Here is a 22,255-nt window from a genome sequence, read left to right on the forward strand (position 1 = left end):
TGACCGGAATGCTGAAAAAGATGAATTATGAGTCATTTTAATGACACATAAGCACTGGTTGCTACTTTGTTTAAGTCCGTGATGTGAAAAATCTCGCACAAAATTTTTATTGCGATATTAAAAAAGCACCCGCTAAACTGCTCCGTAAAAATGAGGCGCAATGCCCAACTTAAAACGTGCAATTTAGAAGATGCCAAATATTTAAAAAAGTGATTGATTAAAACCGACTCAATACAAATACACCGTCTAGACACCTGTATTGAATGCACTCTTTATGGCTTTACCACCACCATCACCTGAATTGCTTCAGGCGTGACCGACAAACCATCTAATAATGCAACACCTTCTTTTTGCAATTTCTGTAAACGTGTAATTTCATCTTCACGAATACTTGGGTTAAATTGCTTCAAATAGCTTAAACGGTCAATTTCATATTGCCATTTTTTGCTATATACATCTTTAGCTTGTTGCTTAAATTCAGGCAATGCAGCTTTAGCCAACTCCAAAGCCTGTGTATAACGCGCTTCAATCGCGTCACGGCGTGCTTTCACCACTTGACGACAACTGTTGCCATCTAAATGATGTAAATAAGGTTTTAAAATTTCAGGGGCAATTTTTTGCGATAAATCCTGCCCTTTTTCGCTCAATAAGACACGAATGAGTTGCTGTGGCAAGCTTGATGGCAAATTCAGGGCTTTAGGTGCAATGACATCCACTTTGAACCAGACTTCGAGCAACACAGAACCTTGTGGCAAAGCGGCAGATTTTAATACCGCAACGTTGGTGCTACCAAAACCTTGTGTATTGATCATTTCCATCACGCTTTCTGTGAATGGATGCTCTAGGGTCAAATACTGTGCATCTTCACGAATTTGCGCCTGATCCCGATAGAACGTCGCGGTCATGCCTTCTTCGTCTAAGGTCAAACCTTGCACTTGCATTTGATCAGTTGGTTTAATAATCACCGTGCCATTGCTTTGTTCATCGAAGTCAATATTGGTCGATGCCATAAAGCGCTTCATAAACATAGGCAACGTGGTATTGTCGTCGTAATCTTCTAAAGCTTGTACAATTTCCTGCGCCACCACAGGACGGCAAGAGTTGTATTCCAACAAACGATCTCGACCCGCTTGAAGTTCTGCTTCCAAAGCTTCACGCTGCACACTGACTGCTTCCAGTAAATCTTCAAACTGTTGTCCTAAATCTGCAAGTAAGCAGTGTTTTAAATCGACAATAAAGTTTTCCTGCAAGGTTTGTGCAGTGGGTGAAATATTGCTGAAAATATTGAGTGCTTCGTTATACCAACGGAACATACGCTCTTGCGCAGTCCCCACCAAATACGGCACATGAATTTGAATACGGTTTTCTTGACCAATACGGTCTAAACGACCGATACGTTGTTCTAACACGTCGGGATTGGCAGGTAAGTCAAACAAAATCAGGTCTGATGCAAACTGGAAGTTACGCCCTTCTGAACCAATTTCGGAACACAATAAAATTTGTGCACCATAAGAATCTTCTGCGAAATATGCTGCCGCTTGGTCACGTTCTAACAAGCTCATGCCTTCATGGAACATTGCAGTACGAATACCTGCATGTAGGCGCAGCGCATTTTCAAGGGCTTCTACCACAGGGCCGCTACGCGCAATTAAAAGCACTTTTTTATGTTTTAAGTCGCTACGCAAACGCTCCATTAACCACATTACACGCGGGTCAGTTTCCATCCAACTGCCATCGAGCTGTGCTTCTTCTGGCCACATTTGTTCACGTAATTTACCATCTTTAGACCAGTTTTCTGGTGCAGGTAACGGCGCAGGCTGACAATCACGGCCTGGGAAACCTTGAATTGCTTCACGGGTATTACGGAACAAAATACGTCCTGTACCATGACGGTCTAATAATTCGTGGATAGCACGGAAACGCTGTTCAGGGTTATCTTCTATGCGATGTCCCAACAAGCCTTCCAGTGCAGCCAAATGGCTTTCTTCCAATGCTGCATCTGACATTAGGACTTCGGCAATTTTTGCCGTATGTTGATATTGTGCTTCTTCATCCAAGAAACGGTCGAGCGAGCTAAAACGTTGCGGATCGAGTAAACGTAAACGCGCAAAATGGCTTTCTACACCCAGTTGCTCAGGCGTTGCAGTGAGCAATAACACCCCTGCGGTTTGTTCGGCTAATTCTTCGACCAGATCATAACGGTCATTACCACCTTCTTCTTCGCTCCACATTAAGTGATGCGCTTCATCGACCACCAGCAAATCAAAACCTGCTTCTAGGGCTTGTTCGCGTAAATCATCGTGGTCAATCATTAAATCGACTGAAGCAATGATGCATTGTTCGGTCAAGAATGGATTCAGGTCAGGATCGTGTTCTTTAATAGATGCCGTACGGGTTAAATCAAACAAAGAGAATTGCAGATTGAAACGGCGACGCATTTCAATCATCCACTGATATTGCAGAGAATCTGGCACCAAAATCAGGATACGTTCTGCACGCCCTGTTTTGAGTTGCTGATGGATAATCAAACCTGCTTCAATGGTTTTACCCAAACCAACTTCATCTGCTAACAGTACGCGTGGTGCAAAACGCTTACCCACTTCATGTGCAATATAAAGCTGATGCGGAATTAAACCGACACGTGAACCGACCAAGCCTCGTAATGGACTGCTTTGCATATTGGCTTGCATCAACATCGCTTCAATACGCAGGTCGTACCATTCTTTATAATCAATTTGGCTGGCAAGCAAGCGGTCTAAAGGTTTAGACAGTTGAATACTGGCCCCTATACGGGTTTCATTCAGTGATTTATGTTCTTCTGTGCCATCTTGCAAACGACGCACCACGTTATAACGCAATACGCCATGGCGGTCTTCGACCGATTCAACCGTCCACGCATTGCCTTCTTGGTCTTGAACTTCATCATTTACATTAAAAATGATACGCGATAAAGGTGCGTTATTGCGTGCATAGACACGGGTTTCATCACTTTTAGGGAATAAAATGCTGACCGATCGCTCATCTACATCAATCAGAACACCAAGTCCTAATTCCGTTTCTGTGTCTGATAACCAACGTTGACCAATAGCAAACTGCTGCAATTTTTCCACCTTTATTTAGAAGTTAGGACGTATAAATTTTTGCGCAAAACCTGCTGAGTATTTGAGCAAAAATTCAGGGCGTATAGCAATATATTTTGACATAAAGCGCACTAAAAAGAGAGCCTAAAGCACAGGCTTTGCGTAATCTTTTTCGCTTAAAATGGGACTGGGCAAGTAAACTGTACACGTTGCTCAGTTTGTGGATGCAGAAAACTTAATTCTGCTGCATGTAAACACAAACGAGGCATGAGTTGTTGCTGTTCGGGCGTGGCATACAAAGTATCACCAATAATTGGATGACCTAAATATTGCATGTGTACTCGCAGTTGATGCGAACGACCTGTGATAGGCGTCAGTTGCACACGAGTCACAATTTGCCCCTGCAATTCAAATTGCTCCAATGCACGCCAATGCGTTAACGCAGGTTTGTTATGGGTTGCATCGGCAATGTGTAATGGAGGATGTGCAGGATCATAGACCACAGGCACATCTACAGTGCCTTCACCTTGCAGTTGCCCTGCCACCAATGCCTGATAGGTTTTATCGGTTTGGCGTTCTTGAAACTGACGCGAAATTTGTTTTTGCGCCCATTTCGTGAGTGCAAATACCAAAATACCCGAAGTATCACGATCTAAGCGATGAATCAGCAAAGTGCGCGGCTCAATTTTAACTAGACGACTCATCACACAATCTTGCAAATCTGCTGTTTTACCTGGAACGGTGAGTATGCCAGCGGGTTTATGTATCACCATAAACTCATCGTCACGATGAATCAGGTGTTCGCTTAGAAAATTACTCAATTTCAATTCCGGGCCGATCGTGAAAACAAGGCGGCAATAATAAAAAGCCTGACACAGAATTACAATGCAAAATACATCAATTCCCGATGAATTTTCCGATTTACATTCCTGAATCAGACAATCTGCTGAATTTTAAATCAGCCTGCTTTTAGAAATGTGGGTTTTATAGCATGCAGGAGGCTTTGTTGCATAAATATTTTTTAAGATACTGTTTTAAAGGTTTTTAAAATTTGGATAGAAAAATACAATGAAATCATAGTGCAAGATAGTTGCACAACAAAGCCGTTCTGAAGCTATATCTTTGATGGCGGGAGCAAATGAAGTAATAGGATTCATATTTAGTTTGACCAGGCTATTTTAGTGTTTAACAAGACGCTGATCTAAGCCTTTGATATTAAATTGAAGAGTATGTCTTCAATTTAACCTAAAGCATAGATATTTTGGAGATATCTATGCCTTTTAGGACAGTGTTAAGCAGAGGTCAAATTACGCCTTCATTTCCGCAAATGTTTCTTTTGCAGCTTGAATGGTGTAGGCAATATCTTCATCACTATGCGCAGATGAAATAAAGCCTGCTTCAAAAGCAGATGGCGCCAAGTTCACACCACGTTGCAACATTCCGTGGAAGAATTTACGGAAAGCATCGACATCGCAATTCAGCATAGAATCAAAACTGGTGATGTCATCTTGGTCAGTAAAATACAAACCAAACATAGCACCGACTTGTTGCGTCTTGAACGGGATACCTGCTTCATCTGCCGCAGCTTGTAAGCCTGCCAACAATTTTTCCAGTTGCGCAGTTAAATTTTCATAAAAACCTTCGGCACGTAAATGTTTAAACATTTCAATGCCCGCACGCATCGCCAACGGGTTACCAGACAAAGTACCTGCTTGATACACCTTACCTAATGGCGCAATACATTCCATGATTTCGCGTTTACCACCAAATGCACCTACTGGTAAGCCAGCACCAATAATTTTACCGAGTGTGGTCAAGTCTGGTTTAACATTATAATGCGCCTGAGCACCGCCTAAGCCAACACGGAAACCTGTCATTACTTCATCAATAATAAAGACTGAGCCGCGTTCATCGCAGACATCACGAATTGCTTGCAGGAAACCATCAATTGGTTTAACCAAGTTCATGTTGCCCGCAACTGGCTCAACAATCACCCCTGCAATTTCAGCACCAAACTTTGTAAAACATTCTTTTAAGGTGGTGATATCGTTATACGGTAAAGTCAGCGTATGTTTAGCAAAATCGGCAGGAACACCCGCAGAAGTCGCTTCACCTTCACCACTGGTTAAAAGTCCAGAGCCTGCTTTGACCAACAGCGAATCTGAGTGTCCATGATAGCAACCTTCAAATTTGACGATTTTGTCACGACCTGTATAACCACGCGCCAAACGAATTGCGGTCATGGTGGCTTCTGTACCTGAGTTGGTCATGCGAACCAACTCAATTGAAGGCATAATTTCGCAAATAATATCGGCCAAAGTCGTTTCATGCACCGTTGGCGCACCAAAACTCAAACCATCTTCAGCTGCAGCTTGCACCGCCTGAATAATAGCAGGATGGGCATGACCTAAAATCATTGGTCCCCAAGAACCTACATAGTCGACATAGCGTTTGCCATCGACATCGTACAAATAAGCACCTTTGGCTTTTTCAATAAATACAGGGGTTCCGCCTACCCCGTTAAATGCGCGTACAGGTGAATTGACCCCACCTGGAATATGCTTATTGGCTTGTTTAAACAATTGTTCTTGCTTTGGAGATAAGCTCATGGAGGCACTCAACTCAAAAAATAAAATAAAAAATTAGCTGTCTGCTTTAAGTGTCTGCTTTGAAAAGTGCAGACCAATCATAAACACGCTGTGCAACAGTATGCATCGGACGTCTTAATATATCACTAATCACTGCACATAAATCGGCACCTGCTTCAATGACAGGCTGACTGTTTTCAACAGTTAAACCACCAATCGCGCAAATTGGCACATTGAGTTGTTGCTTCGCCAGTGTGAGCGTGTCTAATGTAAGTGTACTTGCCTCAGGTTTAGTTTCAGTTGCATAGACTGCACCAAAAGCCACGTAGTTTGCACCATCGGCAATGGCTTGCTCTGCCAATTCAATCGAGTTATTACAACTGCGACCAATCAATACATCTTGTGGTAAACGTGCAACCGCTTCAACAATAGAGCCATCTTCTTGACCCAAATGTACGCCAACACCATATTTCACTGCAGTTTCAAGATCATCATTAATCACAAATGGCACTTTGTATTGATCACACATCGATTTCATATATTCAATTTCGTATGCCTGCTGAGCTTGAGGCACATTTTTACGGCGATATTGCAACACCGCGACTTCATAAGTTGCCATCGCCCCTTCTAATTTTGCCAAAAGCAGTTCGATAGGATCATCATTGGTAATCAAATATAAACCGCGCATAATCTCAGCCACAAATAATACAAGGTCTGTATTATTACACATTCAGGCGGCATGCGTCAGAACCTCAGGCTCAACAAGTTTTTTTATATAGGCTCTATAAGCTTCTATTTTGTTTGGGTTTTATTGAGTCAAAAACTTAAAAATACCAAATTCTAGTGATAGCGCTAAAAGATAGATTTAGCTTTAATTGAACTGCGCAAAACAAGAACTGCAACCAGTTCAATAAGATATGGATTTTAAAATCCATACGGGTGACTACAGCGAATAACGACATATTTAGGTCGCCCATTTAGACACATGATCATTTGTGCCAGAGCGCATGTGGGGATGCGACAAATGATCATGTGTCTATATTTTTTCATGCCGCTCTATCAGTAACCTGCTTGCTCTATATCCTTGCTTAAAGATGAATGATTTCTGATTTAACACCATTCTGAATATAATTTTTCACATAAAAAAAGCCTAGAGAAAGGTCACTCTAGGCTTGGAAAGTCACAAACTTTTATCAATAAATTTGATGACACATTATTAGAATATTCACTCTATCATTTCAACAAAAAATTAATTTTATTTGTACATTTTTTATGAAAATAATCACATATCGTCTAGTTTTTGCCTAAACGGTATAACTAAGCGCTCAATTCAACTTGGAATTTTATCTTTAGCACGATCTTGCAAACTTAAATGACCACGCAAAACATCGGCAAACATCCGCCAGTCTGAAATAAAACTATACACAGGCTGTTTAAAACTGGCAGGTTTATTTTTTTCAAAAACAAAGTGCCCGACCCATGCACAAGCATAGCCTGCCAGCAAACCATAGAGTACATATTTGGCTTTTTTATGGCGTATGGCTTTACTCACACAATATAAACCGATACTACTGCCAACAACGTGCAAACGACGGCTCATAATGTTGCGGTGTTCAGTTAAATAAAAGCGATAAAATGTTGAATAATCCTGAATTGGCAATTCAAACTTGGGATCTGGTGTCGGCTCAAATTCGGGGTTTAATGCTGCGTTCATGTTCATCATCCTGATGTTTATAGGTTTGAATTATTTTTGCTACGCTCAACGACACTTTAAACTAAGCCAAAAAAAAACCAAACTCAAGGGTCTGTTGACACTTCGTCTATGTTTGCGACAACGCATATTTTTCAGCTGATATAAGGCATGAGACAGGAAATTTAGTCGTTCTAAATAACTGACTCATAACGCAATAGCAGCAAAAAATATGCTTGTCCTGAAAGGCTGTGGCTAAAACTTTCTCAGATTGCGTTATGAAACTTGGCAATAGTCTCGCTATACCCTACGTTTCATGCCTGATCTGCTCAGTTTTAGCCTACAGCGCAAGCCATTTAGGAAATGCCAACAGACCCTAAAAAAGCCAAGGTCAAGCCTTACTTCTTGGCATATTTTGGTTACAATCAAACGCACTTTTGCAAAACCTTCGTTCTGCAATTTTCACACATTCATAATACCAATTTGCTTGCCGCTGCTTTGGCGCAACATACTTTACGTTCAGGATATTTTTCATGGTCGAAGTTGAATTAAAATTTCAAATTCCAGTCGCACGTCGTACTGCACTACTCAAAACTTTAGACCCGAAAAAATCGACTCAAATTCCATTAAAAGCACGCTATTTTGATACATCTACGCACAGCTTGGCGCATCATGGCATGGCGTTAAGACTGCGTTTAGAAGGTGAGCAATGGGTACAAACTTTAAAAGCGGCAGGTCAAAGTCATTTTCATAGTTTTGAACATAACCATCCACTTGCGCCAACTGAAAATCCAGATACTCCACCACAACTTGATCTGCAAATTTATCAAAGTATTCCCGAAGCACAACAATTGCTAAATCAAGCTTTGGGACAAAATTGGGATCAGTTGCAACTACAATTTGAAACCGATATTCAACGTACCTCACGACTAATGACCGTTGAAGATACTGACATTGAAATCAGTTTAGATGTTGGTCACATTCGTTGTGCAGATGCTGAAGTTGAAGTACATGAAGTTGAGTTTGAACTGAAACAAGGTTCAATTCAGCAATTGCTGGCTTTTAGTTTTGAATGGGTGAAAAAATTTCATTTATGGCTGGATGTGCGCAATAAAGCAGAAATTGGACATTTGCTTTCTGTGCAGCAAAAAGTCAGCCCTGCGGCTCAGAGCAAAGAATTTCAATTCAGTAAAAAAGACCATGCCGACCAAAATTTACGCCTGTTAATTGCACAACAATTACAGCATTTATTGCCCAATATTGCCGCAATTTCTGCTCAAGTTGCCGAACAAAGTCATATTGATCAGGCGCAGTTCGCTTTGCAACATTTACAACTAACACTATCCTTATTTAAAGATTGGTCGAAGCATTTAGGCGATAAATGGGCAATGCAAATTGCAGCATTTAAACAACATTTTGATCACCTGCAGCATTTGGAACACATGCAAGCCACACTCGGCGCATTTTTACAGAACCCGACGACTGCAGAGAACCTAAAAAAAGATACCTTGTACGCCCAAGAAAAATTGGTCAATTTAGTCCGTTCAACGCAAAATGTGCATCACTATTTAGAATTATTGATGTTTAGTTTAGCCGCGAGCGATCACTCAGGTTTAGACTTAAAAACTGCCGCACAAAACACGTTGCAACAGCAATATAAGCAGTTGCATGAACAATTACAGCACAGTGATATTCACGATTTTGAAAGTTTAGATCAACTGGCTTTGCGTATTCAGGAACTAAAATTTAGCTTCCCCATTTTGACGCATATTTATGATGTCAAAAATTTGCAGAAATATAGTAAAGCTTTGAATGATGCACAGCTTGCAGCACAGGAATATCAAGTGTTGGCATCTTCTGCAGCATACATTCAACAAACTGAATTGGAAGCGAGCGACTGGTTTGTTTTAGGTTGGCTCACTGCAAAACAGGAAGTGTATGCACAGCGTTTATTGGAAGCGACAGAACAATTTATGGTGAGCCGTAAATTCTTAAAATAAGTATCCTTAACATCCTCAAAGCACACGCTAAAAATACTGCAATACAACGGCAGCCTTGTGAATATTCATTCGGCTGCTTTGTGTTAAAAACTGAATACAAATTATTTTATTTTTCAAGCTTTTGTTCACAGTTCTCCCCTTGTTCATTTATAGATTTACACTATAGTAAAGAGAACTTATCTTGTTTCATCGAGGGCATTCCCGATGTGTGAAATAGAATTAAAATTTCAAATTCCACACAACTATCGTGCGGCATTTGAAAAAGCATTTAAAAAGAACAAACTGGTTCAACAACAACGCTTATGGGCTAAATATTATGATAGTCCTGAACAGCACTTAGCCAAGCAACGCATTGCCCTGCGTCAGCGTTTAGAGGGAGATATTTGGCGACAAACTTTAAAAGCGCCTAGTCCACAACATTATGAACGCTTTGAGCTTGAACATGAGTTAGGACATGATGCGCCTGAATTGTGTGATTTGGCATGTTATGAAAATCATAAACAAGCTCGGAAGATTTTAAAAAAGGCTTTGGATGGTTCAAAAGTCAATTTAACTCTGCAGTTTGAAACGATGTTTTACGCTACAGTCAATTGGCACATTATAAAAACAGCCAAATTGAAGTTGCTTTTGATTTAGGTGAAATCCGACAAGGTAAAAATTCGATTGAAATTTACGAAGTTGAGTTTGAACTGAAACAAGGTGAAATTGCAGATTTAATTGCCTATATTCAGCCGTGGATTAAAAAATATCATTTATGGCTCGACACACGTAGTAAATCGCAGCGTGGCAATATGCTGTATAACAATGAAACCATGATTCCTGTACAGCAGCAAAGTGCTTTACAATTGCAACACCCCGAAAATATGCATGAGTTGTTGACACAAATTACTCAGAATTGTTTGGCACACTTGCTACCCAATGCAGCTGCGATTGCCAGTCAAGATTATGCCAGTGGGCATGTGCATCAAGCGCGTGTTGCCATTCGACGTTTACGCAGTGCCTTAAAAATTTTTGCTGAATATGATGCGTTGGCAAATAACAATTGGGAAAGTCAATTGGCGACACTTTTTCAGCAGTTAGGTTCGACCCGCGATCAAGATGCTTTGCGCGAAAGTCTGATTCCGCAACTTGAAAATGCAGGCTCACCTATTACCGAACTACCACCTGCAGCATCTGAAAACATTGCGATTGATGCAATTTTCCGCTCACCGACCACAACCTTATTACTGTTACAACTTATGAGTTTTGCACATTCGGCTGCGATTGCAGATGCAGAATCAAAACCATTCAAAAAAGTATTACGTAAACGCTTGCAGAAAATGCATCAACAAATTTGTGATGATACAGGTCATTTCCAAACCTTAGATGTGGACTCTAAACACCGCACACGTAAGCGTGTGAAACGCTTACGCTATACCGTGGAGTTTGTGAGCAGTTTATTTGCAGAAGATGATGTCAAAACATATTTAAAAACTCTAAAACCATTACAGGAAACTTTAGGACATTTTAATGATTTGATGGTGGCACAAGGTTTATTCGAAAGCCATACCCAAGCGGAACCGAAAACATGGTTTGTATTGGGTTGGATTGCGTCGGAAGAACGTCATATTTCCATACAGATTGAACAGGATTTACAGCAGTTTGCTGAAAGTCAGCCTTTTTGGTCGTAGTTGAAGTTTGATCATCAATCAATGATCACATTTAAGCTCAACAGGGATTCATTTCATGTTGAGCTTATTTTTTATATCTTAGATTAGTATTTAATCTGCAAATTCCAAACTTTCTAAAAGATTAACGATATTTACCAAATACTTTCCATGTTTGGTTATCTGCCAAAGGGTCTTGATAACTGTCACTGCGCTGCTTACGTGGCTTATCTCGGGCATCGACCAGTTCAAAATGTGGTTCGACACTTAACACAATACCATTCACATAAAAACGGGTGCGCGTGTAGTCACTTTGCCCATGCTGAAACACATAAGTACGCAAATCAATAAACTCACGATGTGCCACCAGTGCTGCACTGTCATCGCTGTCTAACCAACGCTGCATAACCTGAATTTCCTGCGGTTCAAATTGCCCACATTTTTCAATCAGGCTGGCAATCCCTCGAAAAGTTTTCGATTCTTTGGCGCGGGTTTTATTCACTCGAATCCGATCGACATGAAAATAAAATAAAGGCAAGTTCAAATGACTGGGCAAATGCACCGCATCAATGACTTCATCTTGCATAAAAGGTTGAAATAAATCCTGCGCGCGTTCAATCAACCCTGTCCATTGCTTATAGTATTCTGCTACTTCTGCACGTGTACCATAGTAAATCGGCAAGCCTTCAACATGGGCAAGTTGCACGGGTGGCCAAATATTTTGACGTAATAAAGCAATGTCGCTTTTTAAACTTTGTACCGCAATCGCATCTTGCATCAACCACTCCAATTTTGCTTAGGCTATTTTTAGCTTAAGGCAAAGGTTTTGTTTCTGCAAGGCTTTGCCTATAATGAAACATTCAGATTTTTAGCTTAGGAAAAATTCATGGTTCAAAAGATTGAAGCAACCGATGTAACCGAAGAAGAAGCATTAAATGCGGCTTTTTTTGAACGTGCCGATGAATTTATTAAACAGGCCAATGGCTTCTGTCATTTTGAAAAAGGCTCCACAGTAAAACCTGCCGAAATTCGTGGTCAGGTGAGTGCTGCCATGTTATTTGCTACTGCACGTTTTAATACTTGGGTGGCAGCCAATAATTTTAAAGATGGCAATGAAATGCGCGATGCCAAAGACCAAGTTATGTCATATATCTTGCAGCAATTTCAAATGATGCTTGAAGATAACTATGATGAATATTGCGAACAGTTTGAAAACTATTTGCGCTTCCGTCACAACGAAGAATTTCATACCCATAAACATGATCACGACCACTCGCACGATCATTAATTTTGCATATAAACAAAGCCCTACGGGGCTTTTTTATTGCGGCTAATTTTCAAACTTGTAGATTTCGATAAATAACCCTTCCCTTTTGTAACATGATGGCTTTGAATAGTGAAATAATAGCGTCATAAAAACAGGATCATTATGCAGAATCTAGGATTTGCACTCATTGATGCACATATTCATCAGTGGGATCCGTATAACACGCCACACAGCGCACGACTTGCTGTTAAGCTTTTGGGCAAGCATCCCAATTTGCTAGATAAAACCATCCGCCTGATAAAACCGAAAACACTCATTGAAACTTTGGGACGCACCGAGCACGTCACATCGCCCTATTTACCTGAGCATTATGCCCGCGACTTAGGTTTTTATACGGCTGAAAAAGTTGTGCATATTGAAGCCAATTGGCACAACCATAAAGGCAAAGGTGTAGTTGGTGAAACCGAATTTATAGAAAGTCTGGATTTTAAAAATAATGGTTTGGCTTTGGGCGCGATTGTCGCCACTGCAGACCCGCGCGATTCTAATTTTAAGAAAATTCTAAAATTACATCACAAAGCCTCTCCAAACTTCCGTGGAATTCGTAAAATGGCAGCCGTGCATGAAGATCACGGGATTTTCTCTTGGGCAGACGAACCACATTTATATCGGAACAAAAAGTTTCTAAAAGGTTTTGAAGCTTTAGCGCAATATAATTTAAGTTTTGATGCATGGACGTATTCGACCCAATTGGGCGATGTCTTGGCGCTGGCTAAACAATTTCCAGAAACTTCTATTGTACTTGACCATTTGGGCACACCTGCAGGGCTGTTCGGGCAAGTTGGCACACATACAGGCGTGACCAAAACAGCACGGGAAAACATTCTGTTTCGTTGGCAAGAAGATATTGCCGAGTTGGCACACTGTCCAAATGTTTACAGCAAAATTTCAGGGTTATTTATGCCTGTTTTAGGACATCAATTTCACTTGCAAAAACGTGAAGCCTCAAAACAGGAAATTATAGATTTAACTGCACCACTGATTCAGCATGCCTTACAAAGCTTTGGAATATATCGGTTGATGTTTGCTTCCAATTTTCCAATGGATCGAGTGAGCACGTCTTTGGTCAATTTAATTGATGCGACTAGTGATATTGTTGCGGCCTATCATCCAAATGCTTTGCAGCAAGTGTTTCATCATAATGCCAAACAGTTTTATCGTTTATAAAGCTTTAGCCAATTGAGCATAGATAGCAAACTTGAAGACAAAAAACGCATCGAAATGGATGCGTTTTTTGTATCTGCTCAAAATTAAATTGAATCTTTATTTAGACTGCGGCTTTAACGGCAGCACCTCAACATTGGCTTGACCATATTGATCGGCGGCTACTTCAAGCAAATGTTCTAAGCGTAAATATTTCTGAATCACAGCATCTACATCGGCTTTGCTGAGTTTTGCTAACGCTTGATCACGTCGCTCACGGTAACGTAAATCACGACCTTGTTCTAATTGCGGTACCAACATACGGTGGATACTGCGTTCATCTTCTAAGGCAGTCACACGTTTTTTCAAAATATCGGCTTTTGCAGCTTCAACTTCTTGCAAGCTGACACCATCACGGCGCAATTCCTGCAACACTTTATGCACCGCCTGTGACACTTGAGCCGACTTGCCTGCACTGTATCGCGCAGAAATACTGAGCGCACCCGATTGTTCAAATTCACTTAAACTCAAACCACTACTAAAACCATAAACCAATGCATTTTTTTCACGTAATTCTTGCGCCAAACGTGAAGACAATTGCGATTCGCCCAAAATATAACTCAGCACCATCATGGCAGGTGTGTCAGGATGATTTACGCCCAAAGGCAAGGTCAATAAACTTTGATAACTGCCAAATTCGCGCTGTTCTGCCAATACATGCAACTTTTTCGCAGGATATGCCGTATAGGCTGAATCTAAGCGTTGATACACTTCCGTATTACGCGATTGCCCCAAACGCTGAACTAAAGTTTTTTTGATTTGTTTCGGATCAAACTCACCTGTAATGGCAATCTGTGCATGATTCATGGCAAAAAATTGACGATATAACTGCTGCACCTGCGCTTGGGTTGCAGCTTGTAGTTGTTGCTTCGCAAATTCAGGCTCGAAGTGATAACGTAAATCGCCCTGCGGGTAAATTTCAATTAAACGCGCCATAGTCAAAGCTGCCACAGTTTCAGGCTCGGTATAAGGTCGCTCTAAACTGGATAAACTTTGAGAACGAATTAAATCAAACTGACTTTGCTCAAAACTTGGGTTTTGCATGACATCTAAAACAAAATTAAAAAATGCGTTAAACTTTTCTTTTTTCGCCACAATTTGAATATGAATTGCGTTGCCATCGGCTTGGGCAAAAGCAGAACCCCCTGCAGCAATCGATTGATCGGCAATGTCTTGCAAACTATGCTCTTGAGATGCACGCAGCAGCAAATACGCGGTTAAATCCAGAATTTCGCCCTGCTTAAATAAAGATTGTGCCGTACCAAAATTCACCGAAATGGTCGCATAGGTTTTATCATCACGCGTTGAAGTTGGAAATAATGCATATTTGGCACCATTTTTTAAGCTGCCACGCTGAATCTTTTTTTCATTTTTAATCAAAGCTTGTTTAGATTTTTGCACATAGTCTGTCACTTCTTGCTGATAACTTTTCACATCTTTCAAAGGTGTAACAGGTGTATCTTGCTGATCTAAAGTTTTTGCTGTATTTAGATTATTTTTTGCTGTGAGTGCCTGTTTTTGATCTTCAGGTGTGGGCTGAATATCGCCAATGACCCGATGCTGTGCAGTGAAGAACTGTTTTAAACGCTGATTTAGTTCATCTGCATTTAACTGTTGAATATTGTTTAAATCACGCCAATATTGTGTCCAATCACCCTGATAAGCCACAGCATAATCACTCAAGCGACCACCCAAAGCCACCGCATCATTCATCACACTGTCTGCCTGATTTTGAATCAGGTTTTTGACGCGTTGTAACTCAGCATCATCAAAGTTTTTTGCCTGTTCGATGCTTTGATTCAAGCCAGTTTGTACTTGCTTGGCATCGTGATTGGGTGCATACAAAGCCCCCATCAACACCAAATTAAAATCTTGATCTAACCATGTGCTGGACTGCACCATGGTACTTTTGCCTGTTTCTACCAGTGCTTGATACAAATGCCCACTCGGTTGCAATGTATGTAAATATGGTGACAGCACCAAAGCGGTTTTGATCTTTTCGTCATTGCCATTTAAATACAGATTAAACTTGGCCAGTTGACTGCCCTTTTGTACCACAAAATTTCGTTGCTGAATTTTGTTGCTGTCTAATCGTGGCACTTGTACTTGTTTGGGAATTTGTCGTGCTGCAATTGGACTAAAATGTTGATCAATTTGTTTTAACACCGCTGCCTGATCAAACTTGCCTGTCATCACTAAAATGGCATTATTCGGCGCGTACCATGTGCGATAAAATTGATTTAACTCCTGCATTTTAATGGATTGCAGTTCATTTAAATCGCCAATGGGTAAGCGTCCGAAATACTGATTGCCATAGGCCGATTTCCACACCTGATCTAACAAGACTGAAAACGGTTGATCCATACGCACTTCGCGTTCACGCTTTACAATCGCAATTTCGGCAGGCACATATTTTTCCTGCATGACCAATTTATCCATGCGTTCCGCTTCAAGATAAATCATCTCATTGACGGCGCGAGTTTCAGGACGAATGATGTTGGTGTATTTAGTGGAGTAATAGTCGGTGCTGGCATTGTGCATTAAACTATATTGATCTAAACGGCGCTGAAACTCCTCGGCAGGTACGTTTTCTGTACCTTTAAATGCCAAATGTTCCAACAAGTGTGCCAAACCACCTTTGCCTTGTGGATCATTCAATGAACCCGTTAAATACACCATATTCATAAAGACTTTATTTTCTTTCTGATTGGGTGCCAAAATGACTTTTAAGCCATTATCAAGTTGATATTCTTGTATTTCTTGCTTAGATTTTACTAAAACTGGCTGCGCGAAAATCACGCCATTAAATGCCAGTACACATAAAGATAAAGTGAGGGTTTTAAAACGTAGCAACTTCTTTTTCCCGATTGATTTCATTCTATTTTTGATTTGCCATCGAAAATGGCAATTTTCAACTTGAGCTTAACAGCATACCAAGCTGCGATTAAATCAACCGTAAAAATTTGCAAAATATATGATTTAAACCAAGCAAAACTTGCAAACTACTCTCATCTCAGCTTTTTTCCAATAAAGAAAGATGAAAACTTAATATGACAAAAATAAAGCAATGATCGATCGTAAATTTGACTATGCATTTGATCATTTTTAAAGGATGAAAGAAATCTAATGCAGGACATAGTTTAAATCATGATTTCGCCCTGCAAATATAGCTGTGCATAACCTGAAATTTCGATACGACCATTAGGCAACATCTTGCAATACAGTATGCCACCTCGGGCAGAAGCCTGATATGCCACAAGTTCGGTTTGCTGCAATTTTTCTGCCCAAAGTGGTGCAATTGCAGTATGAATTGAGCCTGTAACAGGGTCTTCTGCAATGCCCATAGCGGGTGCGAAATAACGCGACACACAGTCATACTGTGCATTTTTAGAAGCAGTAATCGCAACATCATCACTCGACTGCGCCGTAATGGCTGTGCGCAATTGTCCCAATTGTTTTAATAATTCAAGATTAGGCTGTTCATCTAGCACATCTTGTACCGATTCATATTCCACAATATAGGCTTGAGCATTGATATAGACGTTTTTAAACGGTTTAGTTAACGCTTGACGCAAAATGTCGGGATAATCTGTAACTTGCTGTGCAGCACGAATCGGGAAATTCATGCAAATTTTGCCATCTTGCTGTTGCTGAACTGTAAAAATCCCCAAATTTTTCACATGAAATTGAATTGTCTTTGCCTCGGTATAATCCTTAAATAAAACAAAGCTGCTGGCAAGTGTAGCATGTCCACAAAAATCGACTTCTGTTGTGGGTGTAAACCAGCGAATTTCAAAGTTTTCCGCATCTATCATTTTGACAAAAGCGGTTTCAGACAGATTATTTTCCAATGCGATATTTTGCATTAAATCATCGGCTAACCATGTTTTACTAACAAGTACGGCAGCAGGATTGCCTTTAAATAATTCATGGCTAAAAGCATCGACTTGGTAAATTTTCATTAATGAACTCATGATCCTAAAAATATATACACTTATTTCATCTTAAGTTCTTTTCACTATAAGTGCCTAGCCAATTTCTGTACTTTCAATCTGCCAAGCGGGTTGATTTTGGACTAATTCGGCATAAAGCGAGCAGTAGTATCAGGGAAGTATGTTATTGGCTGTGATGCCAAGTTTGTAAAAGCTGTCTTCTTTAGCCCAACATTGGGCTTTTTTAGCGCTTAGCTTTCTAGTTTTTAATCGTTGTGATACTGCTGCTCATTTTGGCAAGCACACCAAAAAAATATTTATCAATAAGCAATACTTTCCCCCATTCTTATCGCATAATAGAGCCATCTCAAACGCACTGTATTTGCGATTTAATTGGAAATCGCCCGTTTTTCCTTTTAAATACTCTCAATTTTCCCAATTTATTGAATTTAAAGAAGCATTTCTTATGAAAATCGTCATCTTAAATAAACCATATGACGTTCTCTCTCAATTCCGTGAAGATGAAAAACATCTCACCATGTCGGCTTTTGTTGATGATCCAGACTTACGTTTAGCTGGTCGTTTAGATATGGATTCGGAAGGCTTGGTGTTCTTGACTGATCATGGCGGCTTGAATCAGTTTATTACCAATCCAGCCAATAAAAAATACAAAACCTATTTGGTTCAAGTCGATGGTGATGTCACTGAAGATGCCTTGGCACAATTGCGTAAAGGCGTGGAACTGAAAGATGGCATGACTTTGCCTGCGCAAGCGTATAAAGTCGATGAGCCTGAATGGTTGTGGGAGCGTGATCCTCCTGTACGTTTCCGTGCTTCTGTACCTACTTCGTGGATTGAAATTTCAATTTGTGAAGGTCGCAACCGCCAAGTGCGTCGTATGACGGCTGCGGTTGGTTTTCCAACTTTGCGTTTAATCCGCACCAAAATTGGTTCAATTGACTTGGTACAATTGGGTTTACAACCCGGTGAAACTAAAGAAATCGAACCGTTGTTGTATCCTGATTTTAAAGATGTGCCTGCTGCTGAACCGTATCGCTCGCGTTCGTATGTGAAAAAACCTGGTGGTACGGGTGGCAAGCCAATCCATCAAAAGAAAAATAAAGATGGCACTACCAAGAAAAAATCAGGTACGCCACGTATTTGGCAAATGGAAGAAAGTGAGAAACCTCGTCGTAAGACCAATGGTACTACACGCCCTAATACCAAAAGCCGTGGACGTCGGGCACGTTAATGAGTTGGTGAGTCAAAACTCAACTTGTTCAAAATACAAAAATGGATGCCGAAACATCCATTTTTTTTAGCTGAATTTTAAATTAAACTTTAAATCAACCTTTCAACCACTGCTCTACTTTTGCCTGATCTGTAACATTTAATACCACTTCTGGCAATTCAATCTGCGCAGCATTTAGCTCAAAAGTCATCAACTCATCACGGCGGAAAGCATGAACAGTATAAATTGCATCCTGTTTGGCATATCGCTCAAGGGATTTTACCGTAGCTTTTAAACCATCAATCGCAATAATCACATCATGCGCAGAAAGTCCCGCTTTTGCCGCTGAACCCTGACGATGTGCAGTTTGTACCAATACCCCTTCAGGTTTATCTGCCAATTTCAAACCAAATGGCAAAGACTTATCCTGTTTTAGCTGATAATCAATCCCGAACTCAGGCAATAACTGATCGAGCGGCAATTCATCAGTCGTGTTGATTAAATGGTGGATTTGCTCCGACCAATCATCCCCAGTTAATTCTTTGCATAAATCAAAGATGGTGCGCTCATGCACTTGAATGCCCTGTTGCGCATTAGCGTACAATTTCTGCATTAAGGTATCTAAGCTTGAACCACGTAAACGCAAGCCCAAATCTAAACATAAAGCCACCAAACAGCCTTTGTTATAGTAGCTGGTTCCTGCATTGTTCGAGTTTTCATCTTGACGATAGAACTTGACCCAAGCATCAAAACTGGATTCTGCCACCGTTTGAATCGCACGACCCGGGTTTTGCAAATAACGATTAATTTGTGCTTTGAGCAGCTCCAAATAAGACGCCTGATCAATCACACCGCTGCGTAGCAATAACAGATCATCGTAATAAGACGTAAAGCCTTCAAAAATCCATAACAGTGACGTATAACCTTCCTGATTCAGGTCATAATTCACAAAATTTTCAGGACGAATGAATTTCACCAACCAACTGTGAAAATACTCATGGCTGCACAGACCTAAAAAGCGCTGATAATCTTTAGAGGGTTGTTCAGGCTCGTTAGCTTTCGGCAAATCATCACGCGGTGTAATTAAACTGGTACTGTTTGGATGTTCTAAGCCACCATAGCTATTGCCTGTTACCATGGTCATAAAGGTATAGTTTGCAAATGGCGCAGAACCAAACATAGCAATTTGCGTGGCACAGATTTTTTCAATATCTTGCTGCATACGTGCAGCATTCATTGCATGTTTACCCGAAACCACAAATTCATGTGGAATATCTGCTGCGGTAAAACTAAAACGAGTTTGTTCTGCCAATTCAAACGGTGCATCAATCAGTTCGGCATAGTTTTTGGCTTTTAAGGTATAACGCCCTTTTACCAAACTTTTTGCTGCCAAACCTGTCGCAAGCTGAAAATGCTTCAGCTCGTCTGGTAAAAATAATTCAACTTCAATAGCTTTATCTTCTTGCCCATCTAAGCCCAAACAGGCACAGGCAGGATTGACGTATAAACGGGTTTGATCGACATAAGCGCCACGCACTGACAAATCATAAGCGTAGACATCATATTCCACCGTAATCAATTCATGATCGGTGTTAAATAAGCGCCATTTATTCTTTTCAAATTTCTGAATTTTGAGGATACGCCCCGCTTCATCATAAGCACGTACCGACTCAAGATGTTTGGAAAATTCACGAATTAAATAGCTGCCTGGAATCCAAGTGGGTAGAGATAAAACCTGAGTAGGATTAGCCAAAAAACGCACGGTGACATGCATAAGATGCTGACGATAATCGTCAAATTCGATTTGATAATGCAACATAATGGGCAATACAAAATGTATAAATAAGAACTTGGCCACAAGCTTAACATTTTTTTAGCATTTGATGCGTCAAGACGAGATTTGTCTGCATTTATGGGTAGCCATCTGAGCAAAAAAGGCATAGCATTCCCTAGTCAATTGTTATTGTTTTTGCTGCTTAAAACCATTGTGACACCAATGGATTGGTGTAAATAAGGAACTTCTTTGAAACGTGTTATCTATCTGATTGCGGCGCTCTGCTGGCTCTGCAGCGCAATCACGCATGCCGCATTATTGAATATTCAAGCTGAAAGTGTCGAAGCCGAAGCATGGGCAATTTTAGACCCACAATCTGGGCAAGTGATTGCAGAACACAATAGTCACGTACAACGTGCACCTGCTTCACTCACTAAAATGATGGTGGCTTATATTGTGCTGAAAGATATTCAGGCAGGTAAATTAGACCGACATGAAATTTTGACCGCAACACCTGTGGTAGAACAAGTGATGTGGGATGAATCACAAATGTATCTAAAAGCAGGTGAGCAGATTTCGGTAGATCAATTATTGGCAGGCTTAATTATTATGTCTGCTAACGATGCTGCACTCACTTTAGGTGAACGTGTTGCAGGTGGTGTGCCGCAGTTTATTGCCCGAATGAATCAGGAAGCGCAAGCTTTGGGTATGCAAGACACACATTTTCAGAATCCGTCTGGTGTGACTATGCCTAGTCATTATTCTTCTGCGGCAGATATGGCACGTTTAGCACAAGCGATAGTGACTGAAACACCCGATTATTTGGCTTATTCAAAACAAACTAGTTTTACCTACAATCAGCACTTTCACCGTGCGACCAATATATTATTAAAACAAGACCCAAGTGTAGATGGGTTAAAAACAGGCTTCACCAAAGCTGCAGGCTACAACCTTGCCTTAACTGCAAACCGCCCAACATTGGATAGTGCTGCACCTGAGCGTCGTTTAGTGGTGGTGGTGATGGGAACCAAGAGTGCGCAAAAACGTGCTGAAGTGGCACATCAATTATTAAATTTAGCTTATAGCTATACCCGTAATGAAGTCGCGATTAAACCCAAACAAATGATTGCAGAATTGCCTGTGGTGAAATCGACCTTACGCATGTTTAAGATTGAAAGCAGTCAGCCAAAGTTTGTAACGACATCACTGTATGAACAGCCACATGCAATTAACTTGGCGCAGTTTGATCAAAGCACTCAACGTCTACAACTTACGAATGCACAGGGCGAATTAGAAACACTTGAACCTGCACAGCGTACACAAACGCATGTCAATATTGAATTGTCTGAAAAGTTACTGACTGCGCCATTGGCACAGGTTATGAAACTGGCAACCGTACACGTTTATCAAAATAATCAATTGATTAACAGCTTTGCAATTGAAGAACAGGTCAACATTGTTGAAGCCAATATTTTTGAAAGAATCATGATGTGGTTTGGCAGTTTGTTTAATTTCTTTAGCCATCAACCTGTAGAAGATGAGAAAACTTCACTCGGTTAGAAGCCGATGATCCTCAAGAATTAAATATCACCAAGATGGGCAATGTCCCATCTTTTTTATTGTCATCTACACATCATACAAAGGGCTTAAAATGAGCCTGCAATAAAATCTGCAAATTTATAGGTATGACGCACAAATTTGCATTGAAATTATAAAAATTGCCCCGATTAACTAAAAAATGTCATAAAAAACTCGGAAAAGTGAAGAATTTGCAGAAATGTCTA

At 40.5% G+C, this 22,255-nt stretch carries 14 protein-coding genes and 1 pseudogene; 6 read left to right on the top strand and 9 right to left on the bottom strand.

The window, feature by feature from the left end:
• Positions 1 to 272: 272 nt before the first annotated feature.
• From rapA to J4G44_RS10120, 5 genes are all read right to left on the bottom strand, one after another.
• Entirely contained in the window at positions 273 to 3,110 is a 2,838-nt protein-coding gene (rapA, locus tag J4G44_RS10100) for an RNA polymerase-associated protein RapA (protein ID WP_180158728.1), read from the bottom strand.
• 146 nt (positions 3,111 to 3,256) lie between these two features.
• A complete protein-coding gene (locus J4G44_RS10105) occupies positions 3,257 to 3,901 on the bottom strand; it encodes an RluA family pseudouridine synthase (protein ID WP_004973024.1) in 645 nt (214 codons plus the stop codon).
• A 486-nt stretch (positions 3,902 to 4,387) separates the two neighbouring features.
• On the bottom strand, positions 4,388 to 5,689 hold the full coding sequence (hemL, locus tag J4G44_RS10110) for a glutamate-1-semialdehyde 2,1-aminomutase (RefSeq protein ID WP_167846092.1): 1,302 nt from the start codon (positions 5,687 to 5,689) through the stop codon (positions 4,388 to 4,390).
• A 46-nt stretch (positions 5,690 to 5,735) separates the two neighbouring features.
• Positions 5,736 to 6,356 (bottom strand): thiamine phosphate synthase, encoded by a 621-nt coding sequence (gene thiE / locus J4G44_RS10115; protein ID WP_096900945.1) that lies wholly within the window; start codon positions 6,354 to 6,356, stop codon positions 5,736 to 5,738.
• A 642-nt stretch (positions 6,357 to 6,998) separates the two neighbouring features.
• Positions 6,999 to 7,388: an Mpo1-like protein gene (locus J4G44_RS10120; protein ID WP_373682974.1), complete on the bottom strand. Its 390-nt coding sequence runs from the start codon at positions 7,386 to 7,388 to the stop codon at positions 6,999 to 7,001.
• Between the two features lie 503 nt (positions 7,389 to 7,891).
• Between J4G44_RS10120 and J4G44_RS10125 the strand changes: the two genes are divergently transcribed.
• Both J4G44_RS10125 and J4G44_RS10130 read left to right on the top strand, forming a co-directional pair.
• Positions 7,892 to 9,358, top strand: a complete 1,467-nt coding sequence (locus tag J4G44_RS10125) for a CYTH domain-containing protein (RefSeq protein WP_096901882.1) — start codon at positions 7,892 to 7,894, stop codon at positions 9,356 to 9,358.
• A 204-nt stretch (positions 9,359 to 9,562) separates the two neighbouring features.
• Positions 9,563 to 11,028: pseudogene (locus J4G44_RS10130) on the top strand (CYTH and CHAD domain-containing protein).
• A 121-nt stretch (positions 11,029 to 11,149) separates the two neighbouring features.
• Here J4G44_RS10130 and J4G44_RS10135 read toward each other — a convergent pair.
• The gene (locus tag J4G44_RS10135) at positions 11,150 to 11,782 is read right to left on the bottom strand and encodes a hypothetical protein (RefSeq protein ID WP_179996253.1); all 633 of its coding nucleotides are present in this window, start codon (positions 11,780 to 11,782) and stop codon (positions 11,150 to 11,152) included.
• Between the two features lie 108 nt (positions 11,783 to 11,890).
• Here J4G44_RS10135 and J4G44_RS10140 point away from each other — a divergent pair, with 108 nt between their 5' ends.
• Positions 11,891 to 12,292 (top strand): DUF3144 domain-containing protein, encoded by a 402-nt coding sequence (locus tag J4G44_RS10140; RefSeq protein WP_004973007.1) that lies wholly within the window; start codon positions 11,891 to 11,893, stop codon positions 12,290 to 12,292.
• A 141-nt stretch (positions 12,293 to 12,433) separates the two neighbouring features.
• Complete coding sequence (locus J4G44_RS10145; protein WP_096901876.1) at positions 12,434 to 13,498, top strand: amidohydrolase family protein; 1,065 nt, start codon at positions 12,434 to 12,436, stop codon at positions 13,496 to 13,498.
• Positions 13,499 to 13,594: 96 nt separating this feature from the next.
• Here the strand turns inward: J4G44_RS10145 and J4G44_RS10150 are convergent, their stop codons facing one another.
• Positions 13,595 to 16,411: a M16 family metallopeptidase gene (locus J4G44_RS10150; protein ID WP_207973598.1), complete on the bottom strand. Its 2,817-nt coding sequence runs from the start codon at positions 16,409 to 16,411 to the stop codon at positions 13,595 to 13,597.
• Between the two features lie 263 nt (positions 16,412 to 16,674).
• Positions 16,675 to 17,496 carry a PhzF family phenazine biosynthesis protein gene (locus J4G44_RS10155; RefSeq protein WP_207973599.1) on the bottom strand — a complete coding sequence of 274 codons (822 nt, stop codon included), beginning with the start codon at positions 17,494 to 17,496 and terminating at the stop codon, positions 16,675 to 16,677.
• Between the two features lie 436 nt (positions 17,497 to 17,932).
• Between J4G44_RS10155 and J4G44_RS10160 the strand changes: the two genes are divergently transcribed.
• A complete protein-coding gene (locus tag J4G44_RS10160; protein WP_096901872.1) occupies positions 17,933 to 18,718 on the top strand; it encodes an rRNA large subunit pseudouridine synthase E in 786 nt (261 codons plus the stop codon).
• Between the two features lie 94 nt (positions 18,719 to 18,812).
• Here the strand turns inward: J4G44_RS10160 and J4G44_RS10165 are convergent, their stop codons facing one another.
• Entirely contained in the window at positions 18,813 to 20,516 is a 1,704-nt protein-coding gene (locus tag J4G44_RS10165) for a M61 family metallopeptidase (RefSeq protein WP_207973600.1), read from the bottom strand.
• A gap of 204 nt (positions 20,517 to 20,720) precedes the next feature.
• Here J4G44_RS10165 and J4G44_RS10170 point away from each other — a divergent pair, with 204 nt between their 5' ends.
• Positions 20,721 to 22,031: a D-alanyl-D-alanine carboxypeptidase family protein gene (locus J4G44_RS10170; protein WP_180168768.1), complete on the top strand. Its 1,311-nt coding sequence runs from the start codon at positions 20,721 to 20,723 to the stop codon at positions 22,029 to 22,031.
• Positions 22,032 to 22,255 lie beyond the last annotated feature (224 nt).

The sequence above is a fragment of the Acinetobacter towneri genome (assembly GCF_017498585.1).
GTDB classification, from domain to species: domain Bacteria; phylum Pseudomonadota; class Gammaproteobacteria; order Pseudomonadales; family Moraxellaceae; genus Acinetobacter; species Acinetobacter towneri.